This window comes from Saccharibacillus sacchari, assembly GCF_037722395.1.
Classification (GTDB): Bacteria; Bacillota; Bacilli; order Paenibacillales; family Paenibacillaceae; genus Saccharibacillus; species Saccharibacillus sacchari_A.
The window spans coordinates 1-12460 of sequence record NZ_JBBKAR010000063.1 but is presented as its reverse complement, the minus strand read 5'-3'; the positions used below and the strand labels follow the sequence as shown (position 1 = coordinate 12460).

Here is a 12460-nt window from a genome sequence, read left to right as displayed (position 1 = left end):
CCAATGTGCATCTTTTTTCGCCTTTTCGCCCTCTATCTCTTCACTTTCTCTTGACGTGCCCCGGCACGCCTTCAAAAAAGTTCCTTGTTGAGAACGAACATTCGGCAAAATCTGCTTCCATCGAGGTTTGAAGACACGCCCTAGGCGATCTCCGATAATCTAAACAGTTTTCCTACTCCACCCACAATGCCACCCAAATAAAAGCAACATACGAAGCACTTACCGCAGCAGCCGTTCCCAACGGGATCGCCCATAGTAGATGGCTGCGCAGCGGCTGGAGCCTTTCCGTCAATCGTTGACCCAGAGGCAACAGATTGCGTCGGCTGCGCTCCAGGATTCGGGCTGCTTTTTTTGCGTCTGCATGCTGCATGTCTGTCCAGAGTTGTTCGTATTCGGCCCGGATTACGTCGACGTCCGGGCTGTTTTGCACGGTTACGCGTTGGGACATACTTGTTCTTCCTTTCTGATCTGGATTTTTGCTTCGGGTTCCGCGTATCAGGCTTCAGGTTGCTGTCCGATCGAAGTCAGGAGGCGGGCGGCGGAGCGTTCCGAGCGTTCGGCGCTGTAAGAAGCCCGATTGTCCCCGCTTGCCAGCTCGCGGATATGGAGGCACATCGTATACAGACGGTCCAAAGCCAGCATTTGCGCGGTATCGGTAATAAAGCGCATATCGGACTGAGCCGCTTCCTCGGTTACGGGCAAAGCTTCAAAAGCCGCGATTCCGTTAAAAATCAGCAACTGCTTCGGCTCGATCAGCTCGGACTGCTCTTTGGCTCCAAGCGTGCGGTACAGACTGCCGTAAGCTTCGACCATTCGGTGCTGTTCACGCTCCAACTCCAAAAGCAAAGATGCCGGATAACCAGACTGCGCGACGGCATCGCCGGATTCGCGTTCGATCAGGTGCACGATGGCATCGGCAGACGCCGCCAAACGGTCCGTCGTTTCTCCGCTGAAGTATCGCTTGATTTCACGGGTTTGCCGAACTTTTTTTACAGTAGCGATTAAAGAGGCCGTAAGCATAAAAGCGGCTGCCCCCGCAATAAGCGCAATCGCTCCCGACGGAAGACGTCTGGCTGTCGGTTCAATCAACGTCGAACGCTTCAAGCGCAGCGACACTTCGTGCTCTCGCTTGAGGTCTTTTGGTTCCAGTAGGTTCATCGGATCATTCCTCCTTTGCCCCATTTTTTCTATCTAAATCCTTTGCGATGCACCCCTTACTTTCTTTTCACCCCGAAATCCGGTCAAGCAATCTTTCCCAAAAAGTTTACTTCAAAAAGGGAAAACACTGCTGGCTGTTGCGCTGTCGCGGGGACGTGAAGAGAGTCAGGCGTTGTAGGTGCAGGTCGGCAAATAAAAAATAAGCTTTTTAAACGACGACCTGTTCCGAATGGTTTTCGTGGAAAGGTTGTTTAGTTTAAAAAGCTTTTGCGTTTCGTTTCATTTAAGCAACAGGCAGCATCCACACGTAGACGCCGACCGCCGCTACCGCAACAACCGTGGTGAGCAGCGTCGCGATATGCCTGCGGGACTCGCGGATATACCGCCATTCGAGAAACGCATAATAGCCGCCGAGCAACAGCAACAGACCCAGGAGAATGCTTTGGGCCGTTCCAACTTCCAGTCCCCAATAACGCAGAGTGAAGCCCAAAATGATGACGGTGAGACTGCCGAGGGTTGTGAGGATGTATCCTTTTACCGTCTGATGAAGCTTGCGCGAATCGCTACGGTTGACGAACAGTTTGCCGAATAACAGTCTGGCTCCGATGATGATGGCGAGCAGAATCGCTGCGGCTGTACCTTCTGGTGTCATAGCTATCCTTCCTTTCTTTTAACTGCATTCAGCTTGTATCGTCACTTCGTCTGTGTCGATCGTGACGGTGGATTCTCCGCTTAATGTAGACGTATAGCCGCAGGCGATGCCTGTATAGACATGCCCTTCGGCATCTACGGCGGTAAAAGTCAGCTCGCCTTCGACCAGATTCTCGAATTCCGGTCTTATATTGCGGCTTTCGCCGGCGGGAACGGCGCGTTCGAACACATAAGGCGCGTCCATATGCGTCATACGAAACTCGACGGACATGATTTCGGAATTCGTGTTGTTTTTCAACGTAACCGTAAGTGGACGCATCGCGTGCAGAATCCCGAAAGCTTGCGTGGCAATGATGATGATCGTACAAACGGAGACAATGATGGTGATCAACGACAGCAGGCGATTTCTTTTCAGTTTTTTGGATGGAGAAGTGGAATTGGGTTCGGTTGGATTCATGCTTTGGACCCCCTTCGATGATTCGGGCAGATTGTGTTGCAAGGAAGACGAAGGGAAAGCCGTTTTTGTATCACCGAGCTGTTTAGAAATAAGTAACCCCCGCATAAATGCCGAACACCACGCACAGACTGCCGATCCAGCATAGCGTAACCAAATGACGACGCGTGTCGGGCAGGTACTTTTTCTCCATAAACATAAACAGAAGACCGATCAGGATCGCAAGCGGAAAAGCAACCAGGTCGAGATTCATATTCAGCACGCCTGCTACGAGCAGCAAGACGATGGCGGAAAAAATGACGATTTTCATAATCAGATCCAACCGCGGAATATCCTGAAGCCTGCGCCGATCCGGTCCTGTCACGATAAAACGGGGAGCGACGAAGTAGATAAGCAGCACAGCAACTAAACTGCCTGTGCCGAGGATCGAGAAGGAAGCCGGGTTCATGGAAGAGTCCTCCTTTTACAAATAGACTTTGGGATTAAGCGAATGGGTGAAGTAAGATCATAGAGCCGAGCATCAAAACAATGGAACCTGCGTTCAGTAAAGTTGCGATATGACGGCAGGTATTCGGTAAGTATCTTTTTTCAAGAAAGGCTTGAGTCACGGCGAACAACACCAAAATTACCAAAGCCAACTGAAAGAACAAAAGACTGGTATCGACCGACAAAGCGACAAACGTCAAAGAACCGATAAGAAGCGAATTCAGTATAATCGAATAGATTCGCATCGGTTTCAGATCCGTAAGCCTGCGTCGATCCTCGCCGCGTACGATAAGCCGCTCGAATAGCAGGCCTAAAGCCACCATGGCGAATATGATCAAGATTGCCGAATTCCCCATCTGTGCAATATTCATCAACCCCACCTGCTTTCCAAAAGAGTAATGGCCGCATTCCTTAATAATTAAACGCTTGATAAGTGGAATTAGTTGGGTGAATTTTTAAAAAATCATGTATAATGCCGCAGACGTCCCCATGTAGAGCACCGACAGAATCGCGGACGCCACGTGCTGCCTTTTTGCCGGTGCATATTTGCGTTCTGCGACTGCGTTAAGCGCAAATGTCAAAGCAATCAGGCTCATGACCGTTGGCCACGCTTCGCGTCCTTCGGAATGGTAGAGCAGCGGGAAGATCGGAATCAGCAGCAGAAAAGGAAGCGAAGTCCACAGATGGTACGTCCATTTTTGCGCAGGATTGGCGATCTCCGCTTTTTTTTTGACGATGAAAAATTGAAGCAGGGATTGGGCCAGGGTGAAGGGGAGTAAAAGGAGGAGAAGGTCGTCCAGCATGAAGCAGTCTCCTTTCGGCAGCGTATTAGGGCGTGTACGCAAACTCAGGCGACGTGCATCTTGAGCTGCCTTTTCGCCCTCCTCTACGTCACTTTCCCTTGACGTGCCCCGGCACGCCTTCGGAAAAGTTCCTTGCTGAGAACGAAAATTCAGCTCAATCTGCGCCCTTCGGAGTTTGCGTACACGCCCTAGTGCGTTTCGGATTTGGGGCTTTGTTCTTACTTTTGAATAGACGCTTGGAAGAATGGCGCAGTTACGATTTTTATCTAATTCCTAAGGAGGGTTTTTCTTGAAAAAGGTTCATTCCGCCAACGTAAAAACAGATAATATAAAAAGGAAGAAACGAACAGGGTCAGGTGGGCTGACGGAAATCAACCTTCAACGAATAAGCAGATGCGAAGGGGATAAGGCTGAAATGAAAAAGGGGTTAAAAACGCTGCTGGCGATCGCGCTGGTTGCAGGATCGATCACGACAGGCGCGGTGCCGGGAGCGGAGGTTGCCACAGCGGCAGCCGCAACCTCGTCCTCGGCCAAAGTTTTTGGATACTCGGACCCGGCGGCGGGCCGGACGTATATTCCGATCCGCGTGCTCAGCACGTTCGCCGGGGCGAATATCAACGCGACCGGGGACGCAAGCAAAATCGAGATCGTCAAAGGCAAACAAAAGATCGTGCTTCAAACGGGGAAAAAGAAAGCGCAAGTCAATGGGAAAAAGGTGAAGATCGACGCGGCGCCTTTTGCCTATGACGGGGTGACTTACGTGCCGCTTGGCTTCGCCGCGCAGCATCTGGGATTGACCGTCAAATGGCATGAATCCACCTCCTCCATGCGCATCACGAGCGGCGGGCAGTCGATGGACCTGCCGATTATCGCGCGCGGTTCGTTGACGGACAAGCCGGTGACGTATCGCCAACAGGTATTTTACTCCGGCGGCGCGGCGTTCCGGGCGAATATCGTAACCGTGCAGCTGATGCACCCGAGGGTATCGCTCGACGCGGCTTTTGCCCATAACCAAGCGGGAACGGTGCAGAATCTGAAATGGATCGCTTCGGAAAATTACGCGTATGCGGCGATCAACGCGACGTATTTCGACGCTTACAGCTCGGCGATTTACCGCGCGCCGTACGGGTATCTGGTCAGCAAAGGAAACATGAAGTTCGTCAACGGCGGTTCCAACCTCACGGTATTCGCGTATGACCATAACCATATGACGCGCATGATCCCGGGGTTGCAGTTCGGCCAGGCGTTCGCTGCGGGACAGGTGGAAGGCGCCGTGCAAGCAGGTCCGCTGCTGGTGCAAAATGGCGTGGTCGCGGTGAACGCGCCGAGAGAAGGGTTCCGCGATCCGGCGATCCTGCGGGGTCAGGCGGCGCGCAGCGCGATCGGGATCACTCGCAACCATGAGCTGATCATGGTCACGCTGCCGAAAGCCTCGATGCCGCAGCTGGCCCGGGTGATGAAGCAGGCGGGTGCGTATCAGGCGATGAACCTGGACGGCGGAGCTTCGAGCGGGTTGTATATGAACGGGAAGTATATTACAAAGCCGGGGCGGCCGGTGAGTAATGCGCTGTTGGTGAAGGTGCGGAAGTAGGCGAAGCCGAGCGGGTAAGCATACAAAATTTTTATAAGAAAAAAAGATCGGCGTCGGTGTTTCTGCGACGTCGGTTTTTGCGTTTTTCGGGCGAAACTCGATATCCGACAAATTATTTTTTCAATCTACCCAGGGGGTGGTGTTCAGGCTTGTCCGGCGCTGATATAGTGATGACAGCAAATCGGCAATGAAAAAAATCATATACGGAGCGTGGGCGATGGAGCGGCAGGGGATAGAAAAAGAAACGGAGAAAAAATCGGGAACAAACGGAAAGCGTGTGTTTAAAATGATGACTCAATCCGTCTTAAGTGCGGTATTGATCGGGACTCTCGTTTGGCCGGCGGGGTTATCGTATGCGGGGGAGAGTGAAGTGTTGGATCAGGTGAGTGAGACTGCAAATTCAGCAACCTCACTCCATAGCGGAGTTTATCGACAGACGTTTATGCCTGGTTATTCTGGAAAGCTTAACCGCGTCTTCTATTGGATGGCACCGCTGAACTCATCCACGAACAACAAATTGATACCTTATGAATTAAAGATTATAGATCCAAGCAATTCTCAAGTGATCGCTTCTCAAACAATAGAGAAAAAAGAAAACGGATGGTTTACGGAGCTCGAGTTTAAATTTGATTCTCCTCCGAATTTGATCAAGGATAAAACTTATCTGTTTATGATCCAAACTTCTACTATTGAAGTCATGTTTGCAACAAACAACGATAAATATAACAGAGGAATGTTTGGACAAGATTCCAATAGCGATCTTGCTTTCAAAACCTATATGCTTATTGACGACGCTCCTTTCTCGACTCAATTCAGCACCATTCAAAGCAATACATCGACCATTCAAGCCGGAACCGGCTCTACCCGTCTGACGCTAACGCTTCAAGACGGCAAAGGGTATCCTTATACGGGAACAGAAATCCCTACCTTCGTATCAGATAGCCAATCAGTAAAAATCGAAAATGTTTCACACGCGGGCAACGTCTATACGGCCGATTTGACCGCAGGCACTATGGCTGAAACCGTCCATGTTTCTGCGGAAATCGGCGGGCAAAAGCTGGACAATCCAGTCTCGATTAATGTAACCGCCAGCGCAGCCGATCTCCAAAAGTCCTCCATAGCCTCTACGTCCGGCAAAGTCGAAGGCGACGGTAAAGAATCTTCGACCTTGAAGGTTCAACTTCGGGATGCTTACGATAATCCGCTTATCGGCAAGTCGATCAAATTAATGTCCGACTCGTCCAGCTCCCAAGCCCAACCTGCGCAAGTCCAAACGGATCAAGCAGGCAAAGCTACTTTTACCGTGACCAACACGGCCGCCGAAAAAGTAACTTATTATGCAGCCGACGCGGGTAACGGAACCGTTTTGACCCCAAACACGGAAATCCAATTCGTTTACGAGAAAAAGCCTTCGATCAAACTGACCGAAGCGCCCGGAACAGATACGTTCTCGCGTACGATTAACGTGCAAGCTACAGCCAGCGGAGGCTCCAATACAATCGTCACGGAAAAATGGCTACCCGGCGCAAAAACGCTCACCGACTTCCAAACGCAAGGCGCAATCGTAACCGCTCACCGTTTTACTGTCAACCGCGACGGCGTGTATTCGGTTTACGCCAAAGACGCGGCAGGCAACGAATCGGTCGAAATCATCACCGTTTCGGCAATTACCGTTCCGTTCTCTACATCTCTGAGCACCGTTGCTGCGCAGTCGGCGACGCTGAATGCGGGCGGTACGTCGATTATCGGGATCAACCTGATCAACGAAGACGGCAAGGCTTATTCGGCCGCTTCCGACGTACAAATCCAACTTCGATCCAAACTCGGCAAGATCAATGAGATCAAGCCGCTCGGCAAAGGCCAATACGAAGCGACGTTCCAAAGTACCGGCAAAGTCGGCGAAGAACTAGTTTCCGTGACGGCCGACGGCAAAAAGTTGGATCAGGAAATTCAACTCAAAATTTTGCCTGAAGCTGTGGACGCCCAACAGTCTAGTGTAACGGCGAGTCCCGAATCGGTAAGCGCCGACGGTCAAAGCTTCGCTACCGTAACGGCTTCCGTCTACGACAAGTATCAAAATCCGCTTCGGGATATTGAAGTTCAACTCGACACCGATCCGGCCGGAGTCGACGTGTACCCGCAGCCGTCGGTGCGCACGGATGAGTCGGGCCGAGCGGAATTCCGCGTGACCAGCGAGACGGCGCGGAAGATCGGCTTGACGTTGTCCGCCATGCAAAACGGTCAACCTGTCATTCTCGGCAATCCGGTCCAAATCACGTTTGTGCATGAAAAAAAGCCGGAAATCAAGGTCGTGTCCGAATTGTCCGCAGGACTGCCGATCACGAAAAAAGTGACCGCTTCGGCCGACGTGTTCGGCAAGCTCAATCTGCTGGAAACGTTGAAATGGGCGGTGGGCGAGCACCCTGCCGAATATTTCACGAACGAAGGAACCGAACTGACAAACGGACAGTCTTTCGATGTATCGGCAAGCGGAACGTATACGTTCTACGCGCGGGATACGTCGGGCAATGTAACGGTGAAAACAGTCGATATCGACGTGCCGTTATCGGCGGATACGGCTCTAGCTGGTATCCGGTGGAGCACGGCGGCAGGCGATCCGGGACAACCGCTTGCGTATAACGCGGACACCCGCGCTTATGAAGCGACCGTGACCTCGGACGTGTACAGCGTGGCTTTGACGCCTTCCACGTTCGATCCGAGCGCTTCCGTTACGTTGAACGGCGACGTTATCCTTCAGGGAGAATCTTCGAAAGAGTTGATCCTGCAAACGGGAGAAAATCGGTACGATCTGGTCGTAAGCGCGCAAAACGGCGAAGCGAATCAGTCGTATCCGATCGTCATCGTGCGCGAAGCGGTCAAGCCGGAACCTCAGCCGGAAACGCCTGAGCCACAACCGCAGCCTCCGGTGAGCGGCGGCAATTCGGGCAGCAGTTCGAATACCGGCGTCACGCCAAATCCGGTTCCGGTCGCGGCCGCTCCGACTTCATCGTGGAATCTGTCCGGTCTAAACGGCGCGTTTTCCGTTTCCCGTCAAGACGTGCTGAACGGCAAAATCTCGTTGGCCAGCGAAAACGCAGCTTCGGTCGCTTCGCTGGATAGCGATCTGGTCAAAGCCTGGTATGCGCTGAATCCGAAAGCCGAAGTCACGCTGCAAACGTCGGGAGGAACGTTGTCTTTGCCGGTAGCGGCTTTGCAAGAAGCATTGGGCAACGCCACTGGCGGTTCCGCGCCGCGCACGGTCGAATTGAGCGCTGCGCAACCCGCAGAATCCGCGATGCAAACCGTTCGTTCGGAAGCCGGACGTCTGGGCGCCGCCATGCTGACCACTCCGACAAGCTGGTCGATCGCTTTGACCGGAGAATCAAGCGCCGCAGCCGAAAAAGCGGCCGCCGCATTGCGTCAAGCCGCTACGGTCCGACTGGTCTGGGCAACGACCGAGACGGCTTCCGGAGCTTCGCCGGTATCGTCGATCCTGCAAACGCAGCATGCCGGTCTGGTAGGGACTTCGGTTGCGGCAGCGGCCGATAACGTCGCTTCCATCACCCAAACCTCCGTGTCGAAAACGGGTACGACTGCGCATTCAACCGGTACGCTGGTGCGCTGGGATACGCAAGCCGGTACGTTCCGCTTCGTCACAGCCGCGCTTGGCGCCGGCGAAGTCGGCGTTCCGGCAGACGGAGGCGTGTACGCGATCGTGAACCGTCCGGTCAACTTCAGTGATCTGTCCGATCATTGGGCGCAAAAAGGAGTCGAGAAGCTGGCTTCCAGCCTGATCGTCGAAGGCCGCACGGCATCGACGTTCGATGCGAACGGCACGCTGTCCCGAAGCGAATTGGCTGCGCTGCTGGTCCGGGCGCTAGGGTTGGACGCGTCGACCGAAGCCGCGCCATTCGCCGATACCGCCGACGATTGGTATACCGACGCGGTCAATACGGCTTACGCCGCAGGATTGATCCGCGGCAGCGAAGACGGCTTCCGTCCGAACGCCGAAGTCACCCGCGAAGAAATGGCCGTTATGTTGGAGCGGGCATTGTCCGTGCAGTACGCGTCGCAAGTCGCGGCGAGCGGTTACGCTTTGCCTGCGGCAATTGCAACTTCGGCTTCGACATCGCAAAGCGCGGCCGATGAACACGTCTCTTCGTGGGCCGAGGAAGCGGTGCACAACCTGCGCCAGCTCGGCATCCTGCAAGGCGACGCAGCCGGCAAGCTTCATCCGCAAAACGACATCACGCGTGCCGAAGCCGCGGCCCTGATCGTGCGGCTGTTGCAATACGGCGGACGGATGTAGAATATTGAAGTAGTTGCTTTTAAATAAACCCTCTTGCTCCGCTATCCGCGGAGAAGGGGGTTTATTTTCGTGTAAAGAAAGAGGATATCCACTTTTTAAGCAGAATTTAGAAAAATTACAGGGAATAAGGTTCCAAAAGTGTAGCCATCCAGTTACAATAGGTCTTAACTAGTGCTTGGAAGCTATATCTGCGTCGGTAGACCTTGTCTATCTGCTGATTTTTATGGATTACCCCGTCTTACGTCCTAAAAGACTTATTATATCGCCCAGATTCCGGAAGCACCGGACCTAAACGGGATCTGTCCGCAGCAAGGAGTGACACCTTATGGCTTATATGATCCCGGAGACCCTCCCTCGAGGCGCGAAAGTGACCGCAGGCGAACGCCTGTTATTCGGTACCCTCAAAGAATATCTGCCCGACGATTACATCGTCTACTATGAACCCCGCATCTTCGGTTGCGAGCCCGACTTTGTCGTGATCGGCCCGGACCTCGGTATGCTTGTGCTGGAAGTGAAAGACTATACCGAAAGCACGCTGTACGAACTTTTTCCCAAAGAATGGCGTATCTACACTAAGCAAGGCGAATTGACCACGGTGATGAATCCGCTACATCAGGCTCGGAAAAATGCTTTTAACATTGTGGACAAGCTCAAAAAAGACAAAAGCCTTATTCAAGTTGGCGGTAGTTACTACGGCAAACTCAAATTCCGATTCGGCTTCGGCGTCGTATTTACCCAAATGCGCGAGACGCATGTCGTCAAACACCAGCTGCATCGAGTGATCGAACCGCAGTTCATACTGACGCGAGATGATATCGACACCGATCGCGAAGACTTTGACGGCACGGCGCTATTGGAACGGATGTTGGACATGTTCACTGTTCCTTTTCACCAAAATCAGATGCTCAGCGAAGACGATATCAAAGCGATCCGCTACCATCTTTTCCCCGAAGTGCGGATCAGCGCGGAGTACAAAACCTCTATCCATCACGACGATCAACTGTTGTTATCGTTACATAATCTTCAGGCGATGGATCTGCATCAGGAATCGTTGGCGCGTCAGCTCGGCGATAAAAATCGGTTGATCCGCGGCGTTGCGGGAAGCGGCAAAACACTCATTCTATCCGCCCGTGCCCGTCTGTTGTCCAAAGAACATCCCGATTGGAAAATTCTCGTGCTCTGCTACGGCATTCCGCTATCCCGCGTGCTGAAAAGCATGATCCACAAGATGATGGAAGAACCGGAAGACCTGTTCGATTTTGTGGCGATGAGCGCGGAGGAAAGCGGCAATAACACTGCCAAGAAGCATAACATCGAGACGGCGACGTTCCACGAATGGTTGAAAAACACGCTACGTATCCCGGATGCCGGAATCGAACCGCTGCTGGAAAAGGTCAAACTCGGCGAAGCGATCCTTCCGACCTACGACGCGATCCTGATCGACGAAGGCCAGGATTTCGAACCGAGCTGGTTGGAGCTGCTTAGTAAAGTGCTGAACCCGGAAACCCAGTCTCTACTGCTCGTCGAAGACAAAGCGCAGAACATTTTCAGACGCAAAAGTAGTCTCTCGTCTAGCACCGGCCTTGATTTCCGCGGACGTTCCAAGATTCTGAGTATCAACTACCGCAATACGGCGCAGATCGTGAACTTCGCCTGGGACTTTTACCGGACGCACTCCGCTTTGAAAGACCGTGTCAAAGAAGGCAGCAGCGTCGACGGCGTCGAGATCATCCCGCCTCAAAGCACCAAACGCAAAGGCTCGGAGCCGATCATCAAGCAGTGCGCCAACTTTGGCGAAGAAGCTGCTTGGGTCGCCCGCGCGATCTGCAAGCTGCATGAAGAGAAGAAGGTGCCTTACTCGGAGATCGCGATCCTTTACCGGGTGCGGAATCGGTATTCGTACTCCTACGTGGATCGGCTGCGGAAGGAATTGGAGCGGTTGGAGATTCCACATGACTGGATCGCGGAGGATGCGAATTCCAAGCGGGCTTATGATCGGACGGCGGATACGGTGAAGCTGTCGACGATAGATAGCTCGAAAGGGCTGGATTTCCGAGCGGTGTTTATCGTGAACGTGGAGAGTATGCCGTTTAAGTTGGAAGAGAACGTGGAGCGGGAAGTTTCGTTGTTTTATATCGGGATGACGAGGGCGATGGAGTGGTTAGTGTTGAGTTATTGTGAGGGGATTGGGTTTGCAAACTCAATTATTAGAATAGCTACTGATCATAGAGCACACTATACAACAATAGTTAAGTAAATTCGTTAAAATCATTAGAATTTTGTTGGAGGATTTTATGCCAAATTCAGATAATACATTAAAAACTTTGGGGTTTATTTATCAAACTTATGTAGCATTAATTAATTGCTTCGAAATGGATGAAGGAGAGCAAGTAGTTATTGAACATTTAGGTGATGTTACTACTATATCTGCGAAAAAATTGGCTAAACAAATTGAAGTTAAACATCATGAAGGAAATTCTACATTGTCAGATAGAGGTGTGGATATTTGGAATACTGTATGGAATTGGTATGATAATTATGAAGATCATAAACAAGTAGAAGAGAGAGTGTTGTTTACAACATCTGCTCTTTCAAAACGCTCAATTTTTCATAAATGGAATAGCTTAGATAGAGATGAGAAATATGAAGCATTCAAAAAAATAGGAAATCAAATCAAGCCCAAAGAAAGTACATTTCGATTGCTGTATTCTAAAATTTTTGATGGCAATCACTGTGAAGAGAGACTAAAAGTAATCTTATCCAGCTTAAGTATCTTATCAAAACAGGAAACTGTAAGAAATATTATTCAAATAAAATGCAAAAGCTACTTGAAATTTTTAGGAAATAACGAAAAAAGAGAGTCTTTTGTTGCATCAATTTTTGGAGAACTAATGACTTTACCAGTAAGAAATAATCGCTGGGAAATTGATTTTAAGGCATTTGATGAAATATTCAAAATTTATAGTGAACGATTTATTCATAAAAGTGGAGAACCTCTACAAACAGAA

At 51.3% G+C, this 12460-nt stretch carries 11 protein-coding genes; 4 read left to right on the top strand and 7 right to left on the bottom strand.

Features of this window, described 5'->3' with window-relative positions; translation table 11 throughout:
• Positions 1-172 precede the first annotated feature (172 nt).
• The 7 genes from WKI47_RS25405 to WKI47_RS25375 form a co-directional block, all read right to left on the bottom strand.
• Positions 173-448 (bottom strand): hypothetical protein, encoded by a 276-nt coding sequence (locus WKI47_RS25405; RefSeq protein WP_340230010.1) that lies wholly within the window; start codon positions 446-448, stop codon positions 173-175.
• Positions 449-495: 47 nt separating this feature from the next.
• Positions 496-1158, bottom strand: coding sequence for a hypothetical protein (locus tag WKI47_RS25400; protein ID WP_340230009.1), 663 nt, complete (start codon positions 1156-1158; stop codon positions 496-498).
• A 283-nt stretch (positions 1159-1441) separates the two neighbouring features.
• Positions 1442-1810 (bottom strand): DUF4181 domain-containing protein, encoded by a 369-nt coding sequence (locus tag WKI47_RS25395; protein ID WP_340230008.1) that lies wholly within the window; start codon positions 1808-1810, stop codon positions 1442-1444.
• 18 nt (positions 1811-1828) lie between these two features.
• Positions 1829-2266: a hypothetical protein gene (locus WKI47_RS25390; protein ID WP_340230007.1), complete on the bottom strand. Its 438-nt coding sequence runs from the start codon at positions 2264-2266 to the stop codon at positions 1829-1831.
• 82 nt (positions 2267-2348) lie between these two features.
• Positions 2349-2711 carry a DUF4181 domain-containing protein gene (locus WKI47_RS25385; protein WP_340230006.1) on the bottom strand — a complete coding sequence of 121 codons (363 nt, stop codon included), beginning with the start codon at positions 2709-2711 and terminating at the stop codon, positions 2349-2351.
• 34 nt (positions 2712-2745) lie between these two features.
• The gene (locus WKI47_RS25380) at positions 2746-3120 is read right to left on the bottom strand and encodes a hypothetical protein (RefSeq protein ID WP_340230005.1); all 375 of its coding nucleotides are present in this window, start codon (positions 3118-3120) and stop codon (positions 2746-2748) included.
• An 84-nt stretch (positions 3121-3204) separates the two neighbouring features.
• On the bottom strand, positions 3205-3552 hold the full coding sequence (locus tag WKI47_RS25375) for a hypothetical protein (protein WP_340230004.1): 348 nt from the start codon (positions 3550-3552) through the stop codon (positions 3205-3207).
• Between the two features lie 415 nt (positions 3553-3967).
• On the opposite strand from WKI47_RS25375, the gene WKI47_RS25370 reads away from it, so the two are divergent.
• The 4 genes from WKI47_RS25370 to WKI47_RS25355 form a co-directional block, all read left to right on the top strand.
• Positions 3968-5143: a phosphodiester glycosidase family protein gene (locus WKI47_RS25370; RefSeq protein ID WP_340230003.1), complete on the top strand. Its 1176-nt coding sequence runs from the start codon at positions 3968-3970 to the stop codon at positions 5141-5143.
• Positions 5144-5876: 733 nt separating this feature from the next.
• Entirely contained in the window at positions 5877-9452 is a 3576-nt protein-coding gene (locus WKI47_RS25365; RefSeq protein ID WP_340230002.1) for an S-layer homology domain-containing protein, read from the top strand.
• 325 nt (positions 9453-9777) lie between these two features.
• Complete coding sequence (locus WKI47_RS25360) at positions 9778-11709, top strand: 3'-5' exonuclease (RefSeq protein ID WP_340230001.1); 1932 nt, start codon at positions 9778-9780, stop codon at positions 11707-11709.
• 37 nt (positions 11710-11746) lie between these two features.
• Positions 11747-12460: hypothetical protein (locus WKI47_RS25355; protein ID WP_340230000.1), on the top strand; the 714-nt coding region annotated here is incomplete at its 3' end.